16 protein-coding genes are annotated in these 19313 nt (G+C 65.5%); 5 read left to right on the top strand and 11 right to left on the bottom strand.

All coding sequences use genetic code 11. From position 1 onward, the window contains the following. Positions 1-101 precede the first annotated feature (101 nt). Positions 102-788 carry an orotate phosphoribosyltransferase gene (locus WJ542_RS04745; RefSeq protein WP_411188235.1) on the bottom strand — a complete coding sequence of 229 codons (687 nt, stop codon included), beginning with the start codon at positions 786-788 and terminating at the stop codon, positions 102-104. Between the two features lie 392 nt (positions 789-1180). Between WJ542_RS04745 and WJ542_RS04750 the strand changes: the two genes are divergently transcribed. After that, positions 1181-2428, top strand: coding sequence for an MFS transporter (locus WJ542_RS04750; protein WP_411188236.1), 1248 nt, complete (start codon positions 1181-1183; stop codon positions 2426-2428). A 284-nt stretch (positions 2429-2712) separates the two neighbouring features. Next, complete coding sequence (locus tag WJ542_RS04755; protein WP_411188237.1) at positions 2713-4998, top strand: NADP-dependent malic enzyme; 2286 nt, start codon at positions 2713-2715, stop codon at positions 4996-4998. A 135-nt stretch (positions 4999-5133) separates the two neighbouring features. On the opposite strand, the gene WJ542_RS04760 is transcribed toward WJ542_RS04755, so the two are convergent. Beyond that, entirely contained in the window at positions 5134-8742 is a 3609-nt protein-coding gene (locus tag WJ542_RS04760; RefSeq protein WP_411188238.1) for an indolepyruvate ferredoxin oxidoreductase family protein, read from the bottom strand. Positions 8743-9129: 387 nt separating this feature from the next. Between WJ542_RS04760 and WJ542_RS04765 the strand changes: the two genes are divergently transcribed. After that, a complete protein-coding gene (locus WJ542_RS04765) occupies positions 9130-9318 on the top strand; it encodes a hypothetical protein (RefSeq protein WP_411188239.1) in 189 nt (62 codons plus the stop codon). A gap of 149 nt (positions 9319-9467) precedes the next feature. Here WJ542_RS04765 and hppD read toward each other — a convergent pair whose 3' ends face one another. Continuing rightward, positions 9468-10565 (bottom strand): 4-hydroxyphenylpyruvate dioxygenase, encoded by a 1098-nt coding sequence (gene hppD / locus WJ542_RS04770; protein ID WP_411188240.1) that lies wholly within the window; start codon positions 10563-10565, stop codon positions 9468-9470. A gap of 198 nt (positions 10566-10763) precedes the next feature. On the opposite strand from hppD, the gene WJ542_RS04775 reads away from it, so the two are divergent. Beyond that, positions 10764-11258 (top strand): Lrp/AsnC family transcriptional regulator, encoded by a 495-nt coding sequence (locus WJ542_RS04775; protein ID WP_411188241.1) that lies wholly within the window; start codon positions 10764-10766, stop codon positions 11256-11258. 92 nt (positions 11259-11350) lie between these two features. Here the strand turns inward: WJ542_RS04775 and WJ542_RS04780 are convergent, their stop codons facing one another. From WJ542_RS04780 to paaA, 8 genes are all read right to left on the bottom strand, one after another. Then, positions 11351-12016 carry a GNAT family N-acetyltransferase gene (locus tag WJ542_RS04780; RefSeq protein ID WP_411188242.1) on the bottom strand — a complete coding sequence of 222 codons (666 nt, stop codon included), beginning with the start codon at positions 12014-12016 and terminating at the stop codon, positions 11351-11353. Positions 12017-12260: 244 nt separating this feature from the next. Then, complete coding sequence (locus WJ542_RS04785) at positions 12261-12863, bottom strand: TetR/AcrR family transcriptional regulator (protein ID WP_411188243.1); 603 nt, start codon at positions 12861-12863, stop codon at positions 12261-12263. A gap of 13 nt (positions 12864-12876) precedes the next feature. Next, positions 12877-13677, bottom strand: a complete 801-nt coding sequence (locus tag WJ542_RS04790; protein WP_411188244.1) for a DUF1835 domain-containing protein — start codon at positions 13675-13677, stop codon at positions 12877-12879. Between the two features lie 138 nt (positions 13678-13815). Then, entirely contained in the window at positions 13816-14904 is a 1089-nt protein-coding gene (paaE, locus tag WJ542_RS04795) for a 1,2-phenylacetyl-CoA epoxidase subunit PaaE (protein ID WP_411188245.1), read from the bottom strand. 1 nt (position 14905) lies between these two features. After that, positions 14906-15436 (bottom strand): 1,2-phenylacetyl-CoA epoxidase subunit PaaD, encoded by a 531-nt coding sequence (paaD, locus tag WJ542_RS04800; RefSeq protein WP_411188246.1) that lies wholly within the window; start codon positions 15434-15436, stop codon positions 14906-14908. A gap of 37 nt (positions 15437-15473) precedes the next feature. Next, a complete protein-coding gene (paaC, locus tag WJ542_RS04805) occupies positions 15474-16280 on the bottom strand; it encodes a 1,2-phenylacetyl-CoA epoxidase subunit PaaC (RefSeq protein WP_411188247.1) in 807 nt (268 codons plus the stop codon). A gap of 10 nt (positions 16281-16290) precedes the next feature. Beyond that, positions 16291-16575, bottom strand: coding sequence for a 1,2-phenylacetyl-CoA epoxidase subunit PaaB (paaB, locus tag WJ542_RS04810; protein ID WP_010092957.1), 285 nt, complete (start codon positions 16573-16575; stop codon positions 16291-16293). 79 nt (positions 16576-16654) lie between these two features. Then, a complete protein-coding gene (gene paaA, locus WJ542_RS04815; protein WP_411188248.1) occupies positions 16655-17653 on the bottom strand; it encodes a 1,2-phenylacetyl-CoA epoxidase subunit PaaA in 999 nt (332 codons plus the stop codon). Between the two features lie 255 nt (positions 17654-17908). Between paaA and WJ542_RS04820 the strand changes: the two genes are divergently transcribed. Continuing rightward, entirely contained in the window at positions 17909-19168 is a 1260-nt protein-coding gene (locus WJ542_RS04820; protein ID WP_411188249.1) for an SGNH/GDSL hydrolase family protein, read from the top strand. The last annotated feature ends 145 nt before the right edge of the window (positions 19169-19313 follow it).

The following is a 19313-nucleotide window of genomic DNA, read 5'->3' on the forward strand; positions in this document are numbered from 1 at the left end:
CCCGGTAACACGCCCGTGGCGCCTGCGGCGCCCATGAAAAAAGGCCATCGCCCGGCGGGCAGATGGCCTGTTGCTTGGGCGCGATGCCTGGCGTTGCGTACTTACTGCGGTGCCGCCGTTGCGCCGCCATGCGCCGCGGACCATTCGGCCGGAGCGTGCAGGAATTTCTCGACTTCGTCGAGCGTCTTCGCTTCGAAGTAGCCCGACGCCTTCGCGACGCGCAGCACGTCCCACCACGTGGCGAGCGCATGCAGGTCCACGTCGATGTCCTTGAGGACCGACACGCTCTCCTTGAAGATGTTGTAGTGGAACAGCACGAAGCAGTGGTTCACCGTCGCGCCGGCCGTGCGCAGCGCGTTGATGAAGTTGATCTTGCTGCGGCTGTCGGTGGTCAGATCCTCGACGAGCAGCACGCGCTGGCCTTCGGTGAGGAGACCCTCGATCTGCGCGTTGCGGCCGAAACCCTTCGGCTTCTTGCGCACGTACTGCATCGGCACCATCAGGCGGTCCGAGAGCCATGCGGCGAACGGAATGCCCGCGGTTTCGCCGCCGGCCACGGCGTCGATCTGCTCGTAGCCGACGTCGCGCAGGATCGTGGCTTCGGCCATTTCCATCAGGCCGCGGCGCACGCGCGGATACGAAATCAGCTTGCGGCAGTCGATGTAGACCGGGCTCGCCCAGCCGGAGGTGAAGATGAAGGGCTTTTCGGCGTTGAAGTGCACGGCCTTCACTTCGAGCAGCATCTTGGCGGTCGTGTCCGAGATCGTCTGGCGATCGTAGCCTGTCATGGGCGAATCCTTGGATATGAGAGCGAGGGAGGGTGGGCGTCAAGCCCGGTGGCGCTGGCACGGCGGACCCGGCAGTACCGCTGGGGTCTCTGGCGTGCGCGGCCCGAAGGCGCGGGGCAGTATTCACCCGCTCGGTTCGGACGGCTTCTCTTGCGCGCGTAGGCCGGTATTTTACCCGACTTGAACTTTTGAGACGAGTTGGCTGGTGGGGCTGGTTCGCGCAACGTGTAACGCGGTCCGGGCGGTATTTGGGGGATCGATCATTTCTCGGCCGATGTGGCTTTCGCGCTTTTCTTTCACGGTTGTGACCGCGCGAGCTCACCATTACACTCTCGCGGGTTTATCCGGGCGGACACCCGATACCCGACACCCGGCTTGTACAGGAAGTCTCCATGACCGTCGTTTCTCCTCCCGCTGCCTCCGTCGAAACGACGCGCGGCCACGCCTTGCGCGCGCTCGTCGCTTCCGTGCTCGGCTATGCGATGGACGGCTTCGATCTGCTCATGCTCGGCTTCATGCTGCCGGCCATCAGCGCCGAGCTGCATCTCTCCACCGCCCAGGCCGGCTCGCTCGTCACGTGGACGCTCGTCGGCGCCGTGGCCGGCGGCATCGCGTTCGGGCTTCTCGCCGACCGCTACGGCCGCGTGCGCGTTCTTACCTGGACGATCCTGCTGTTCGCCGTCTTTACTGGCCTTTGTGCGCTTGCGCGCGGCTATGCGGATCTGCTCGTCTACCGGACGATCGCCGGTATCGGTCTGGGCGGCGAGTTCGGCATTGGCATGGCGCTCGTCGCCGAGGCGTGGCCGGCGCATCTGCGCGCGCGGGCGTCGTCGTATGTCGGGCTCGGCTGGCAGCTCGGCGTGCTCGCCGCCGCGCTCCTTACGCCGTGGCTCTTGCCCGTGATCGGCTGGCGCGGCATGTTCGCGCTCGGTCTCCTGCCGGCTGTCGTGTCGTTCGTGGTGCGCCGCCGCGTGGAGGAGCCGGCACTCTTCGTCGCCCATGCGTCGCGCGTGGAGCAGGCGGTACGGGGCGAGCGTCCCGGCGCGCTGCGCCTGCTCGTGGCCGACGCTCGCACCGCGCGTGCGAGCCTGGGTGTCGTCGTTCTCTGTTCGGTGCAGAATTTCGGCTATTACGGGCTCATGATCTGGCTGCCCGCCTATCTGTCGCGGTCCTTCGGCTACTCGCTGACGAAGTCCGGGCTCTGGACGGCGGCGACCGTCGCCGGCATGGCGCTCGGTATCTGGCTCTTCGGCCTTGCCGCCGACCGTTTCGGGCGCAAGCCCGCATTCCTGTTCTATCAGGCCGGGGCCGTCGCGATGGTGTTCGCCTACGCGCATCTCGCGACGCCGATCGCGCTGCTCGTGGGCGGCGCGGCCATGGGCGTGTTCGTGAACGGCATGATTGGCGGGTACGGCGCGCTCATCTCCGAGCTTTATCCCACGGCTGCGCGCGCCACCGCCCAGAACGTGCTCTTCAACATCGGGCGGGCCGTGGGCGGCTTCGGGCCGCTGGCCGTCGGCGCGCTGGCGGCGCGGTTTTCGTTCGGCGCGGCGCTCGCGATGCTGGCCTCGATCTACCTGCTCGACATACTCGCGACGCTGTTCCTGATCCCGGAACGGCGCGGCGCCGCTCTGGAGTAGCGGCCCCCACAGACCCCTCTCCATTCCGCCGTTTCACCCGTGGACAGTTCATGTCCGCGCTATCCCGGGTATCAGTCCTCACCCCGAGTTCCTGCGCTGTGCCCGGGGTGTACACTAGTTCCCCCCGCCAATTCGCCCTCGCCGCTTCGCCGGCCGCAAGAGGTGGCTTCGCCGCGGGTCCGGCCACAGGCCTGACGCAATCGAAGCCCTGAGCGTGCCATGCGGGACGGCGGGTTCATGACCATAAAACCTCTCACGTCTCTCACGTCCAGGCAGGCCCGAAAATGGATGAACAACTGAAGCAAAGCGCGCTGGCGTATCACCAGAATCCCAAGCCCGGCAAGATTTCGGTCACGCCTACCAAACCGCTGTCGAACCAGCTCGACCTCTCGCTCGCCTATTCGCCCGGCGTCGCCGCCGCGTGCGAAGCGATCCACGCGGATCCGCTCGACGCGCAGAAGTACACGTCGCGCGGCAACCTCGTCGGCGTCGTGACCAACGGCACCGCGGTGCTGGGCCTTGGCAATATCGGCCCGCTCGCGGCCAAGCCGGTGATGGAAGGCAAGGGCTGTCTCTTCAAGAAGTTCGCCGGCATCGACGTGTTCGACATCGAGCTTTCCGAGTCGGATCCGGACAAGCTCGTCGACGCCATTGCCATGCTTGAACCAACGCTCGGCGGTATCAACCTCGAGGACATCAAGGCGCCCGAGTGCTTCTACATCGAGCAGAAGCTGCGCGAGCGCATGAAGATCCCCGTCTTCCACGACGACCAGCACGGCACGGCCATCATCGCCTCCGCGGCGATCCTGAACGGCCTGAAGGTCGTGGGCAAGGAACTGGGCAGCGTGAAGCTCGTGTGCTCGGGTGCGGGCGCGGCGGCCATCGCGTGTCTGGACCTGCTCGTGAAGCTCGGCCTGAAGAAGGAGAACACGCTCGTCGTCGACTCGAAGGGCGTGATCTACGAAGGCCGCGGCAATCTCGATCCGTCGAAGGCGCGCTATGCGGCGAACACCGGCGCGCGCACGCTCGGCGACGCCATCAAGGGCGCGGACGTGTTCCTCGGTTGTTCGAGCGCCGGCGTGCTCAAGCCCGAGATGGTCGTGGACATGGCCAACACGCCGCTGATCCTCGCGCTGGCGAACCCGGAACCGGAAATCCGTCCGGAAGAAGCGAAGAAAGTGCGCCCGGACGCGATCATCGCCACGGGCCGTTCGGACTATCCGAACCAGGTCAACAACGTGCTGTGCTTCCCGTTCATCTTCCGCGGCGCGCTGGACGTGGGCGCCACGACCATCACGGAAGAGATGAAGCTCGCGTGCGTGCGCGCGATCGCGGAACTCGCCGAGGAAACCGACCAGGGCGACGAAGTGGCGAAGGCCTATGAAGGCCACACGCTCGAATTCGGCCCGGAATACCTGATTCCGAAGCCCTTCGACCCGCGTCTCATCATCAAGATCGCGCCGGCCGTGGCGCAAGCCGCGATGGACTCGGGCGTCGCCACGCGCCCGATCGCCGACATGGACGCGTACCGCGAGCAGCTTGGCGCGACCGTCTACCGCTCGGGCATGGTGATGCGCCCGGTGTTCGCGGCGGCGAAGGCCAACTGCGCGCGCATCGTGTTCGCGGAGGGCGAGGACGAGCGCGTGCTGCGCGCCGCGCAGTTCGTGCTCAACGAGAAGATCGCGAAGCCCATCATCGTCGGCCGTCCGTCGGTGGTGGAAATGCGTCTGAAGAAAATGGGATCGAAGCTGCGTCCGGGCACCGACTTCGAGATCGTCGATCCGGAAGACGATCCGCGCTTCCAGAAGAGCTGGCAGGCCTACCATGACCTGGGTGCGCGCCAGGGCATCACGCCCGAGGTCGCGAAGGCGTCGATGCGCAAGTTCAACACGCTGATCGGCGCGATCCTCGTGCATCTGGGCGACGCCGACGGCATGATCTGCGGCCTGCTCAACAGCTTCGACTATCACCTGAAGTTCGTCGAGCAGGTGTTCGGCAAGGCAAAGGAGGCCGAGAACTACGCGGCCATGAACCTGCTGATGCTGCCGGGCCGCAACCTGTTCATCTCCGACACCTACGTGAACGAAGTGCCGAGCGCCGAGCAGATCGCCGACATGACGATCCTCGCCGCGCGCGAGATCGAGAAGTTCGGCATCGTGCCGAAGGTCGCGCTGCTGTCGAGCTCGAACTTCGGCAGCGTGCGTTCGTCGACGGCGCAGCGCATGCAGGCGGCGCGCGAGCTGATCGCGCAGCGCGCGCCGCAGCTCGAAGTGGACGGCGAAATGCACGGCGACGCGGCGCTTTCGGAGTTGATCCGCAAGCAGTCGTTCCCGGGCACGACGCTCGCGGGCGAGGCGAACCTGCTGATCATGCCGAACGTGGAAGCGGCGAACATCGCGTACAACCTGCTGAAAGTGATCGGCGGCGAAGGCGTGACGGTCGGTCCGTTCCTGCTGGGTGCAGCGAAGCCGGTGCACATCCTCACGCCGGCAGCAACCGTGCGACGCATCATCAACATGACGGCGGTGGCTTCGGCGAACGCGGCGAACGCGAAGGCGGCGGCGCGCTGAGCGCGTGATGCGAATGCCGGCGTGCGTGCGACGCGCGCCGGCGTTGTCCCCGATTCAGATGCTCAATAGAAAAGGGCGCTCCGTTTTCACGGAGCGCCCTTCGTCTTTACGGCAGGGCTACTGCCTCACGGCGTATCACGCAGCATGACGCGCCGCGCCGCCTTGCGGCGAGCGCCACTTGTCCAGCAGTGTCGCCCACTTCGCCCGCACGGCCTTGAGGTTGTTCTCCTTCACGTGACCGTAGCCGCGGATGCCGTCCGGCAGGCTTGCCAATTCCACCGCAAGCGCGAGATTTTCCGCGTTCGCGCCACTCGCCAGTTCGCGCACCAGCGCCTCGTACTCGCCGATCAGCGCGCGCTCGTGACGCCGCTCCTCAGTGCGGCCGAACGGATCGAACGCCGTACCGCGCAGGAACTTGAGCTTCGCAAGCAGGCGCATCGCCGTGAGCATGCTCGGGCCGTACTGCTTCTTCACCAGGTGGCCCTTGCCGTCGTGCTTCGCGAAGGTCGGCGGCGCGAGATGGAAGTTCAGCTTCCAGTCGCCCTCGAAGCTCGCCTTCAGCTTCTCGATGAACGCCGGGTCGGCGTAGAGGCGCGCCACTTCGTACTCGTCCTTGTACGCCATCAGCTTGTGCAGATTCTTCGCGACGGCTTCGGTCAGCGCGAACTGACCGTCGGGACGCTCGATCTTGCCTTCCGCCGCGCGCACGTCGGCAACCAGCGCGCGGTAGCGCGACGCCCAGGCGTCGTTCTGATACGCGGCGAGGTACTGCGCGCGCTTGTCGATCAGCGCGTCGAGCGCCTTCGGCGTGTGCAGCGAGACGATCTTCGCGCCGGCGCTGGTGTCCGCAGCTTCGGTGTTCTGCCCGGCAGACGGCTTCTTGACGAGCGTATCCACGGCAGCACGATCGTGCGCGACGCGGCGGCCCCACTCGAACGCCGCCAGATTTTTCTCCACCTGCACGGCGTTCAGCTCGATCGCGCGCGTGAGCGACTCGTGCGTGAGCGGCAACCAGCCGCGCTGCCACGCATAGCCGAGGACGAACGGGTTCGTGTAGATCGCGTCGCCGAGCAGCGCGAGCGCGTAGCGGTTCGCGTCGACGGCGGAGACGTTGTCGGTGCCCGCCGCCGCGCGCACGTCGGCCTCGGTGTTCGAGCCCGGGAACTGCCAGCTCGGGTTCTTGATGAACTCGGCCGTGGGTGTGGGCGCACTGTTGAGCACCACATGCGTCTGCCCGGCCTGCATGCGCGAGACGCAGTCGTCGCTGGCGGTCACGATGGCGTCGCAGCCGATCACGAGCTTCGCCTCGCCCATGGCGATGCGGGTGGAGTGGATGTCGGCGGGCTGGTTCGCGATCTGCACGTGGCTCATCACGGCGCCGCCCTTCTGCGCGAGGCCGGTCACGTCGAGCACGGTCACGCCCTTGTTCTCCAGGTGCGCGGCCATGCCGAGCAGCGCGCCGATCGTCACGACGCCGGTGCCGCCCACGCCCGTCACGAGCACGCCGTACGGCTGCGCAAGGCCGGGGAGGTCGGGCGTCGGCACGGCCGGCATCGTTTCATTTGCTACGCTGCTCGCCTTCGGCTTGCGCAACTGGCCGCCTTCAACGGTGACGAAGCTCGGGCAGAAGCCATTCACGCACGAGAAGTCCTTGTTGCAGGTGGACTGGTTGATCTGGCGCTTCGTGCCGTACTCGGTGTCGAGCGGCTCCACGGAGAGGCAGTTCGACTGCACCGAGCAGTCGCCGCAGCCCTCGCAGACAGCCTCGTTGATGACGACGCGCTTCGCCGGGTCCGGATACGTGCCGCGCTTGCGGCGACGGCGTTTTTCGGTGGCGCAGGTCTGGTCGTAGATCAGGATCGTGGTGCCGGGGATCTCGCGCAGTTCGCGCTGCATCGTGTCGAGCTGGTCACGGTGATGAATGGTGACGCCCGGTGCGAGCGAGGTCACGCCCTGATACTTCTCTGGCTCGTCGGTGACGATCACGATCTTCGCCGCGCCCTCGGCCGCGAGCTGATGCGTGATCTGGGGCACGGTGAGCACGCCGTCCACGGGTTGGCCGCCCGTCATCGCGACGGCGTCGTTATAGAGGATCTTGTAGGTGATGTTCGCCTTCGAGGCGATCGCCGCGCGGATCGCGAGCAGTCCCGAGTGGAAGTAGGTGCCGTCGCCGAGGTTCGCGAACACGTGCTTGTCGTTCGTGAACGGCGCCTGGCCGACCCACGCCACGCCTTCGCCGCCCATCTGGCTGAACGTGCTCGTGCTGCGGTCCATCCACACGGTCATGTAGTGGCAGCCGATGCCGGCCATCGCGCGCGAGCCTTCCGGCACGTTCGTCGAGGTATTGTGCGGGCAGCCCGAGCAGAACCACGGCTTGCGTTCCACCTGCACGCGCGGCTTCGCGAGCGCCTTCTCCTTCGCTTCGATCACGGCGATGCGCGTGGCGATGCGCGCGCGCACGTCGGAAGGAAGGTCGAATTTCTCGAGACGCGTGGCAATCGCCTTCGCGATGATCGCGGGCGAGAGCTCGTAATGGGCGGGCAGGAGCCAGTTGCCCATTGGCACCGACCATTCGCCGCCGGCGCCGTCCTTTTCGTCGAACTTGCCGTACACGCGCGGACGCTGCGCGTCGGGCCAGTTGTACAACTCTTCCTTTATCGCGTATTCGAGGATCTGACGCTTTTCCTCGACCACGAGAATCTCTTCGAGCCCACGCGCGAACGCCTGCGCGCCTTGCGCTTCGAGCGGCCACACGCAGCCCACCTTGTAGAGCCGCACGCCGATGCGCGAGCAGGTCTCGTCGTCGAGGCCGAGGTCGGTGAGGGCCTGGCGCACGTCCAGATAGGCCTTGCCGCCGGTCATGATGCCGAAGCGCGCATGCGGCGAGTCGATCTCGACGCGGTCGAGCTTGTTCGCCCGCACATAAGCGAGCCCGGCATACCACTTGTAGTCGAGCAGACGCGCTTCCTGCACGAGCGGCGGGTCCGGCCAGCGGATATTGAGTCCGCCGTCGGGCACGAGGAAATCTTCCGGCAGGACGATCTGGGTGCGATGCGGGTCGATCTCGACCGAGGCCGACGATTCCACCACGTCGGTCACGCACTTCATGGCGACCCAGAGGCCCGAGTAGCGGCTCATGGCCCAGCCGTGCAGGCCGAAGTCGAGGTATTCCTGCACGTTCGACGGGAACAGCACCGGCAGGCCGCAGGCCTTGAAGATGTGCTCCGACTGATGCGCAAGCGTGGACGACTTGGCCGCGTGGTCGTCGCCGGCGAGCACGAGCACGCCGCCGTGACGCGACGAGCCGGCCGAGTTGCCGTGCTTGAACACGTCGCCGCAGCGGTCCACGCCGGGGCCCTTGCCGTACCACATGGAAAACACGCCGTCGTACTTTGCGGACGGGTACAGGTTCACCTGCTGCGAGCCCCAGACGGCCGTGGCCGCGAGATCTTCGTTCACACCAGTCTGGAACACGATCTGATGGCCGGCGAGATGCTGCTTCGCCTTCCAGAGCGACTGATCGAGACCGCCGAGCGGCGAACCGCGATAGCCGGAAATGAATCCCGCAGTATTGAGACCGGCAGCCTTGTCGCGTTCCTGTTGCAGCATCGGCAGACGCACCAGCGCCTGGATGCCGCTCATGTACGCGCGGCCGCGATCGAGGGTGTATTTGTCGTCGAGCGTGACGGAAGCTAGCGCGGCTTCGAGCGAAGCACGCTGACCAGCGTCTAGCGGGGCATTCATTGTGGGTACTCCTCCATCCACCATTAGTCTTGGGATCACCAGAACTTCAGTGCCTCGGCATCTTGTGGATGCTCCGGCCCGGGGCGCCATATTGGCGTGTTTTTACCGATGGTAGCACTGGGGCAAACCCGCCGCTCGGCGCAAGAAAGCACGATTGCGCGGGGGAAGCCCGACTTCGCGGCGGCGTGCCGTGCGTTAAACCCGGGGAAGCCGTGTAACAGAGGATGTATCCGAATGCTGCGCGGCGTAACAGCGTGTAAAAACTACACGAATCCGGAACCAGTCTTGATATTTCTGTCTAATCCCCCACCTGTGCAAACCGCGCAGCGCCCCAGGCAGCAAATAGGGGTACTACCGCAACAGGCAGTCTGAAAAAAGGAGTACAGCATGAACAATCGGCATATCCAGACCTTCTTGACGGTCTCGGCCGCGTTCTTCGCCATGAGCGCGCCGCTGCATTCGAACGCGAGCAGCAACGGCTCGTCGAATGCGTTCGTCCGCACGGCGCAGTACACGCAGTGCGCGAAGGCTGATATCGGTGTTACCGGGGCCACGAAGGCCGAACGCCAATCCTGATGATTTCCGTAATGCCGCGTTGATCCGCGCGGCATTCCATTCACCGGGGCGCCTGCCGGGTGTGCGGCGGTGGCTCCAGAAAGACAAAAAGGGCGAAGATCTTGCGGTCTTCGCCCTTTTTTCATGGCCGCACTGCGGCCAGGCCTGGGTCAGGCCTTGTCCTGCACCACGCCGCGGCGAATCTGGTCGAGCTCGATCGACTCGAACAGCGCCTTGAAGTTGCCTTCACCGAAGCCCTGATTGCCCTTGCGCTGGATGATCTCGAAGAAGATCGGCCCGATCTGGTTCTCGGTGAAGATTTGCAGCAGCAGGTCTTCGGGGGCGCCGTCGATCAGGATCTTGCGCTTCTTCAGTTCCGCGAGCGGCTCGCTGTGGTTCGGGATGCGGCGGTTCACGAGTTCGTAGTACGTGTCGATCGTGTCGAGCAGCGCGATCTCGGACGCGCGCAGGCCATCGACCGTCCCGTAGATGTCGTTCGTACCGAGCGCGATGTGCTGGATGCCTTCGCCGTGATAGGCGTCGAGGTATTCCTGGATCTGGCCGGCCGTCTCCGAGCCTTCCTCGTTGATCGGAATACGGATCTTGCCGCACGGCGAGGTCATCGCCTTCGACTTCACGCCTGTCACCTTGCCTTCGATGTCGAAGTAGCGGATTTCGCGGAAGTTGAAGAGGCGCTCGTAGAACTCCGCCCACTCGTTCATGCGGCCGCGGTGAACGTTGTGCGTCAGGTGGTCGATGTAGGTGAGCCCGTGGCCCTTCGGATTCTGCTCGGCGCCGGGGATCGGCTCGAAATCGACGTCGTAGATGCTAATGTCGCCGATGCTGCCGGGCGCCGCGCTGTTCTTGCCGCGCCAGCGGTCTACGAAGTAGATCAGCGAATCGCCGATGCCCTTGATGGCCGGAATGTTCAGCTCCATCGGACCGGTTTTGTTGTCGAAGCCCCAGGCGCCGCGCTCGAGCGCGTGCTGGTAGGCCTTCGCGGCGTCCTGCACGCGGAACGCGATGGCGCAGATCGACGGGCCGTGCAGGCGCGCGAAGCGCTGCGCGAACGAGTCGGGCTCGGCGTTCACGATGAAGTTGATGTCGCCCTGGCGGTACAGGGTGACGTCCTTGTGGCGGTGACGGGCGACGGCCGTGAAGCCCATCCGCTCGAACAGCTTGCCGAGCGCCTTGGGGTCCGGCGCGGTGTATTCGATGAACTCGAAGCCGTCGGTGCCGACGGGGTTATCCCAGGTGGGGACCTGCATGGTTGTCTCCTGTGTCGACCCGAGTTAGCGCTTTAGCGCTTACTCGGGGCCCACGCCCGTAAGAGCGATCGAAGTTGAACGTCCGAATTTCGTGCAGGCAGTGTAGTCGTTCAATTCGGAAGGAAGCTTGCGATATGGGGCTTGGAATCGCCAGATTGAGCTATAAAATGCCATCGATACATTATTGAGTGGCAGAAAATGGCTGATCTGGAATTGGACGCGATCGACCGGCGGATTCTGGCGATTCTTCAGGAGAATGGCCGGCTTTCGAATCAGGAGATCGCGGAGCGCGTGAACCTCTCGCCGAGCCCGTGCCTGCGGCGCATCCGCCGGCTGGAGGAGACCGGGGTGATCCGCGGTTACGTGGCGCTGCTCGATGCGCAGAAGCTGGGGCTCGACCTGCTGGCCTACGTCAGCGTGCGGCTGGAGAAGCGCGGCCCGACGGCGGCGGGACGGGAGGGTGTCACGCATGCGGAGCTGTTTCGCGCGGCAGTGCAGACCTGGCCGGAAGTCGTGGCCTGCCACGCCATGACCGGCGACATGGATTTCCTGCTGCGTGTGCAGGTGGAGGACATGGCGCACTTCTCGCGCTTCGTGCAGGACCAGTTGCTGCACCATCCTTCGGTGATCGACGTGCGGTCGAGCTTCTCGCTCCAGACGTACAAGGAGACGACGGCGCTGCCGATCCGTTGATCCGTTGAAATGCCGGCGGCGGCGCAGGAATGGAGCAGGAATGAAAAAAGCGGCCGAAGCCGCTTTTTTCATTCAAGCCGATGAGTCAGGATTCAGGCTGCGATAGCCTGCGGCAGAATCGACTCGATCAGCTTCGACGCCTGGCGTGCCTGGCGCTTGAGCGCATAGTCGAACACGGCAGCCTGCTCCTGCAGCATTTCCGCGATGATGCTGCTCTGGTCGGCCGGTGCGAGCGAGAGGTAAGCATCGGCTTCGCCGTAGGCGTACTCGATCTTCATGCCCGACTTCTTGGCGATGTGCATCATCGTGGCGTTGCGCGACAGGCAGTGCATGTAGAGCGTCGTGACATGCGTGTTGCGGCTGCGGATCGCGGCCCGCTCGAACAGCTTCGAGCCGATGCCCTGGCCGCGCGCGCTTTCCAGCACCGAAACGCCGAATTCGGCCGTGCGGCCATTGCCGTCCGCGGGGAGGTAGGCGAGATGGCCTACGCCGACCAGTTGCAGCTGATGGTCGAACACGCCGAACACCGTGTCGCGCGTGAAGTCCATCGAACGGACGTAGTTCTCGATCACATGGTCGGGTGCAGCCTGGCCGAAGCGCAGCAGGCGATCGTCCTGGTCGAGTGCGAGAAAGTGCTTGAGCAGGCGCTCGCGGTCGGCCGAAGTGAGGACGCGCACCATGGCGGGCGAACGACCGGACGTCAGCGTGCGGCCGGACGGCAGGATCGGCGCGGCGGCTTGGGTCGAAAGCTTGTTCATGGGTCGGTTCTCCTTAAAATTCATGCGGCATGATGCGCCGCAAAACGAATTCTAGCGAAAACCCTGGGGTGGGGCTAGGGAAAACCCGTATTTTCGATTTGAGTGTTGCGCCTAATTAAGAGTCGGATTCGCGCAAGCCATTGATTTTTATGAGATTGATTTTTGGGGCCGCATAAGGGTCCGAAGTGTTGCGGAAGAGCGTCATGCTGCGATGCAGTGCAACTGCTCGGTCAGCACATCGTGCTCAAGCCCCTTGCAAGCCGTGATCGATCACGGCGATCGCCTGCTCGGCGAAGTCCCGGTAGGCCATCCGTCCGCCCGGCTTGAGCCAGGTAAAGGTCCAGTTGATCATGCCGAACACCATCATTGTCAGCGCCGTCTGGTTTTCCGGGGTGACGCGCCCGGGGTAGGCGCGCGCGAGCTGGCGTGTGAAAGCCGCCACGACGTCGCGCTGCCGGTTCAGGATGATCTCGCGCTGCGCGTCGACGAGGTATTTGACGTCGTTGAGCAGTGCGACGTGGCGGCTGTGCGACGTCTCGTATTCGGCGAGGAACGCGCGGATCAGCTCGGCAAAGGTTTCCCGCTCGTCAAGGCCGCGTCGTTGGCTCGTCCCTTCCACCTCGGCGATGATCAGCATCAGCCGCTTCGTGTACCGGTCGAGCAGGTCGAAGAGAATCGCTTCTTTGCTCTCGTAGTAGTGGTAGAGACGCGCCTTCGAGGTGCCGCTCGCCGCGGCGAGATCGGACATCGACGTGCTCGGGTAGCTCGTCTGCGCGAATTTCGCGGCGGCGAGTTCGAGAATCTGGTCGCGTTGGGTCTCGTGGTCGGGCGCTCGGGTACGGGCCATGTTTGATTTTTTGTCAGCGGGGAAGGGGAGGCTGCGTTGCCGTATGAAGCGTGGCGGTGCGGGGCTGCGGCTCGATGTTCGCCGGCGCCGCGTGCATGTCGTCGCGCAGGCGCAGTTCGCCGGCTGCCGCCAGTTCGCGCAGGCGCCACAGCACGACGGGTTCGGCCACCGGCGCGCGCGCTCCCGCGCGCGGCAGGGCCGCCGCGATTGCGTCCGGAGCGAGCCACGGCGTGCGGGCCGCGCTCAGGGTATCGAGGATCAACTGGTCCAGATCCGCCCAGGTGCCGCTCGTGAACGTATTGTCGCGCCAGCGGCGCGTCTCGCCGTTCGCGAACTTCGCCTCCTGCCATTCGAGTGCGAGCCGCGTGATGCGCAGCACGGAAATCGGCGCGGCGTCCGGCAGGCGGGCCGCGAGGCGCGCCGCCGCGGTTTCGCCCGCGACTTCGTCCGGTGCGAGACGCACTTCGTTCAGGCGCTGCGGCACGTTGCGCAGCCGATAGCAGATGCGGCGCAGCGTCAACTGATTGGCGGCGTCGTTCGTGTGCCAGATCACCACGTTGGCATCGTCGGCTTCGAGAGCGTCGAGCGCCGCGCAGTCGTGGGCCGTCAGCGTCTCGGGCACGCCGCCCAGGCGCTGCCAGAACGCGGCGCGTTGGTCGGCGGCCGGGTCGGCGGGCTCGTCGATGTCGCGCAGCGGGCCGACTGTCAGGTCGTCGGGCAGCGCGATCACGCGTTCGGTCCGCCCTTCCGCTTCGAGGGCCTGGCGCAGTGCGGCCGCTGCCGGCTCGCTGTGAGTGAGGTGGATCGTGGTCATCGGGAATGCCAGAACAAAAAGGACCACCCGCGTTCCGGCACCATGCCGGTTGCGGGCGGCCCCTAGTGTAAGCGGATCGCTTGAGCGCCGAAAGCGCACTGTTGCGCGAGCGCCCCGTCAGCCTGGCGTCAGCCGCCTCTAGCGTTCGTCGTAGCTCACCACCACGCGCTCGCTCACCGGATGGCATTGGCAGGTCAGCACGAAGCCGTCTTTCACTTCCTGCTCCTCGAGCGTGTAGTTCTTGTCCATCTTCACCTCTCCCTCGATCACCTTTGCGCGGCAGGTGCAGCACACACCGCCCTTGCACGCGTAGGGGAGCGCGAGGCCCGCGCGCAGACCCACGTCGAGCAGGCTCACGCCCTCGTACGGCAGGCGCAGCTTGCGCTTCTTGCCGTCGAGCACGATTTCGAGATCGGCGGCCGGGGTGTTTTCGGTGATCTCGACGGGCGGCACGCCGGCCTGCGGCAGCGGCGTGCCGAAGCGCTCCACGTGCACCTTCCCGGACGGCACGCCCGCGACCTTGAGCGCGGCTTCGGCGGCATCCATCATGGGCGCCGGGCCGCAGATGAACGCTTCGTCGATTCCGGCAGCCGGCAGCAACGATTCGAGGAACGACGCGCACTTCGCCTGATCGAGCACGCCGTTGAAGAGCTCGACGTCCTGGATGTCGTCGGAGAGCACGTGGTAGAGCATGAAGCGGTTCATGAACCGGTTCTTCAGGTCCTCCAGTTCCTCGGCGAACATGATCTGGTCCACGCTGCGGTTGCCGTACACGAGCGTGAACGCGCTGCGCGGCTCCGTTTCGAGCGTCGTCTTGATGATCGCGAGCACCGGCGTGATGCCCGAGCCGCCGGAGAACGCCACGTAGTGCTTGCCGTGTTCGGCGTTCAGGTGCGTGAAGAAGCGGCCGTCGGGCGTCATCACGTCGATTTCGTGGCCCGGCTTGAGCTGGTCGAACGCGAAGTTCGAGAAGCGCCCGCCACGCACACGCTTGATGCCGATGCGCAGTTCGCCGTCGCGGTCGTAGTCGGTCACGCCGACACAGATCGAGTACGAACGGCGCGTTTCCTCGCCGTCGATGTGGGTCTTGAGCGTGACGAACTGCCCCTGGGTGAAGCGATACGCCTCGCGGAGCTCGGGCGGAATCTCGAAGGCGACGGAGACCGCGTCCGCGGTTTCGGGCCGCACCTCGCGGATGCGCAGCGAATGGAATTGCGGAGTGGCCATATCAGTAGGGTTTGAAGTAGTCGAAGGGTTCGCGGCAGTCGAGGCAGCGGTACAGCGCTTTGCAGGCGGTCGAGCCGAACTGCGCGAGGCGCTCGGTATGCTGCGAACCGCAGTGCGGGCAAGCGGGCGCGGGCAGCGGCCGCGGCATGAACGTGATGGGCTGTTCGCCGGCGGTGGCGGCGCCCGAACCGCACTGGCCCGTGGGCGGTGCGATGCCGTAGGCGCGCAGCTTCTCGCGCGCTGCGTCGGTCATCCAGTCCGTGGTCCACGCGGGGGTCAGGGTGGTCGCGATGCGGTACGGCGCAAGTTCGGCGCTATCGAGCGCGTGTGCGACGTCTTCGGCGATCTGCGACATCGCCGGGCAGCCCGAATAGGTGGGCGTGATGACCACTTCGAGCTGGCCGTCGGCGGCACGTCGCACGTCGCGCAGGATCCCGAGCTCGCGGATCGACACGACCGGAATCTCCGGATCGGGTACCGATTCCAGCACCTCCCAGGCGCGCTCGAGTGCGTGATCTGCCATGGCTTGCATCGTGACTTCCTTGATTGGCTGCGTGGGCGGGTCCGGCTTACCAGCGCGCGCCCGGATGCTGGCGGGCGAGGCTCTGCATCTCGGCGAGGACGTAGCCCATATGTTCCGAGTGCTCGCCCAGCTTGCCGGTCGTAACATGCTTGACGGCTTCCGGCAGCGTGAGCGTGGCTTCTTCGAGCGCGGCTTCCACTTCGGCGCGCCACGCGGCTTCGAACTGCGCGGTGAGGGGCGCGATGCCGGCCTCGGCTACGGCGGTTTCCACCGCGTCGGTGCTGAAGAATTCGCGCGTGTACGGCATCAGCCAGTCGAGTGCCGCCTGCGCGCGGCGATGGGACTCCTCGGTGCCGTCGCCGAAGCGGATCAGCCACTCGCGCGCGTGGTGCACGTGATAGCGCGTTTCCTTGATCGAGCGCTCGGCGATCGCGGCCAGTTGCGGATCGGCGGAGCGCAGGAGCGCGGTCCACAGATGCGCCATCAGCGAGGCGTAGAGGAAGTTGCGCACGATCGTCACGGCATAATCGTTGGCCGAATGCGTCGTGCCGGCGAGCGGGCCAAAGTGCGGTAGCTCGGCGAGCGTGTAGTTCGCGAATTCGCGCTCGGCGCGGAAGTAGGCGTAGTCGTCCTCGGTTAGCTCGCGGCCGGTGAGCGTCTTGTCGAGCGTCGCGGCATGCGTGTAGAGCAGGCGCGCCTGGCCGATCAGGTCGAGGCTCATGTTGGCGAGCGCGATGTCCTCTTCGAGGATCGGGCCGTGGCCGCACCATTCCGTGTTGCGCTGACCGAGGATCAGCGCCGTATCGGCGAGGCGCAGCACGTACGCCAGGTGTTCTTGCGTGGGCGTCGTCATGTTGGTGCTCTTACATGTGATTGACTTCGTCGGGCAGCGTATAGAACGTCGGGTGGCGATAGATCTTGTCGCCGGCCGGTTCGAAGAGCTCGGCCTTCTCGTTCGGATCCGACGCCGTGATCGCCGACGACGGCACCACCCAGATGCTCACGCCTTCCTGGCGGCGCGTGTAGACGTCTCGCGCCATGCGCAGCGCCATCGAGGCGTCGGCGGCGTGGAGGCTGCCGCAATGCTTGTGGTCGAGGCCCTGTTTGCTGCGCACGAACACTTCCCAGATCGGCCATTCCTTGTTCATCACTGATCTCCTTCCAGATTCCTGTGTCGGCCGGAACGGGCGCTTCGACGCCGACTCCGGCCCCATGTTTTGCGCCAGGTCAGGCGGCCTGCTTCGCGGCGCGCTGGCGTTGCTTCTCCGCATGGGCAAGCGCGGCTTCGCGCACCCATGCGCCCTCGTTGTGCGCCTTGACGCGCGTGCCAAGGCGTTCGCGATTGCACGGGCCGTCGCCGTTCACGACGCGCCAGAATTCGTCCCAGTCGATCGTGCCGTAGTCGTAGTGGCCGCGCGCCTCGTTCCATTTCAGATCCGGGTCGGGCAGCGTCACGCCCAGCACCTTGGCCTGTTCGACGGTCGCATCGACGAACTTCTGGCGCAGGTCGTCGTTCGAGATGCGCTTGATCCCCCATTTGGCCGACTGGTTGCTGTGGACCGAATCGGCATCGCTTGGGCCGAACATCATCAGCACCGGCCACCACCAGCGGTTCACGGCCTGCTGGACGAGCTCGCGCTGGGCGTCGGTGCCTTGCATCATCGCGAGCAGGGCGTCGAAGCCCTGGCGCTGATGGAACGACTCTTCCTTGCAGATGCGGATCATGGCGCGCGCGTAAGGGCCATAGGTGCAGCGGCACAGCGGGATCTGGTTCATGATCGCGGCGCCGTCCACGAGCCAGCCGATCACGCCGACGTCCGCCCAGGTGGGCGTCGGGTAGTTGAAAATGCTGGAGTATTTGGCCTTGCCGGCGTGCAGGGCATCGACCAACTGATCGCGCGAGACACCGAGCGTTTCCGCCGCGCTATAGAGGTAGAGGCCGTGGCCCGCTTCGTCCTGCACCTTGGCGAGCAGGATCGCCTTGCGCTTGAGGCTTGGCGCGCGCGAAATCCAGTTGCCTTCCGGCAGCATGCCCACCACTTCCGAATGCGCGTGCTGCGAAATCTGGCGCACGAGCGTCTTGCGGTAGGCTTCGGGCATCCAGTCCTGCGGCTCGATCTTGCCGTCGGCGGCCATCACGGCATCGAACCGGGCCTGCTCCGGCGAGGCGGCGTCCGCGTCGAGCGGGGCGACGTTGCCGGGGATGTCGAGGGATTGCGTGTACATGGCGAACGCTCTCTTCGAGGTTAGGTATGGTGCGCAGTATAAACCAACCGACCGGTCGGTAAATAAATTTTTGCGATGGAGCAAAAAAGAGCGGGCCGAACCCGCTTATTGAGTTTTAGCGGATCGGATGCGAATCGCCAGCGGTGTGCCCCGATCGCGGATCGAAGAGGGATCTTCGTCGTGTCAGCAGGTTGGAAGGTCGATGTTGCGGGGCATCGGGCACAATGGGCGTTTTGTTCTCCCATGCTCTTCCGGATGAAGATTGCTCTTTCGCGCGTTGCGGCCGGCGCCGCTTTTCTTGCTTCGCTGGCCGTTAGCGGGCCTTCGTTTGCCGATCAACCTTCGGCCTCCTGGGTGACGAGCTGGGCGACGGCGCTGCAGTCGATTCCTGCGCTCGTGGCACCACCGCCCCTTTATCGGGCGCCGGCCGTCGCGGGGCGCACGGTTCGGCAGATCGTCTATCCGACGTTGGGCGGCCAGGTCGCTCGCGTGCATATCAGCAATGAGTACGGGCGCGCGCCGCTCGTCATCGAGGCGATGGGAATCGCGCCGTCGTCGGGCGAGGCGGCGGCCAGCGAAGCGGGCGCCGCACGGGTGACGTTCGGCGGACAGCCGGGTGTGGCGGTGCCGCCTGGCGGGGCTGTGGACAGCGATCCGGTGCGCATCGACATACGCGCGGGCTCGGCGTACGCGATCAGCTCCTATATGGGATCCGGGCAAACGATGGTCGCCTGGCATAGGGTGGCGAGCCAGGTGAACTACGTCTCGCGGCCGGGCGATCACGTCGCCGACGCATCGGGCGCGGCCTTCTCGCAGCGCTTCACGCAGTATGCGTGGGTGACGGGGCTTGCCGTCGAGGCGCCCGGTGCGGCGACCGTCGCGGCGATCGGTGATTCGATCACGGACGGCATGCGGTCATCGCTGAACCAGAACCGCCGCTGGCCGGATGCACTGGCCAGACGGCTTGCGCGCGAGCAAAGGCCGGGTCTGGCCGTGATCGACCTCGGGATCAGTGGCAACCGGCTGTTGAGCGACTCGCCCTGCTACGGCGACGCGCTGGAGCGCCGCTTCGAACGTGATGCACTCGGCCATCCCGGTGTGAAAACGGCTGTGCTGCTCATCGGCATCAACGACATCAACTTTCAGGCAATGCCGCCGCGTGGCGGTCTCGACTGCGACGCGCCGCATACGCGCGTGAACGCGGAGGATCTGATTGCGGGGTACAAGCGGGTGATTGCACAGGCCCACGCGCACGACGTGCGTATTGTCGGGGCGACGCTGACTCCGGCCTCGTTGCCGCCGGAACGCGAGGCGATTCGCCAGGCAGTGAATAAATGGATCCGGACTAGCCACGCGTTCGACGACGTCGCGGATTTCGATGCCGTGCTGCGCGATCCGGCCGATCCGGTGCGACTGCGCCGCGAATACGACAGCGGCGACCACATCCATCCAAGCGATACGGGCTATGCGGCGATGGCTGAGGCGGTGCCGCTGGCAGCGTTGGCCGGGAGGTAAGCCGAGTTTTTCTCGTTCCCCCTTGCGTAGTGCTGTGGAGGGGCGGTAAGATTCGCCCCCTTCGCAGTTCAGATGTACGGGCAGCGGGGCCGCCGGAGGGAAACGGGCGGCGGTGGAGTTGACAGCTTTCAAGCGGAAGCGCAAA

The organism is Paraburkholderia yinzeri (assembly GCF_046581065.1).
In the GTDB taxonomy this organism is placed as follows: Bacteria; Pseudomonadota; Gammaproteobacteria; order Burkholderiales; family Burkholderiaceae; genus Paraburkholderia.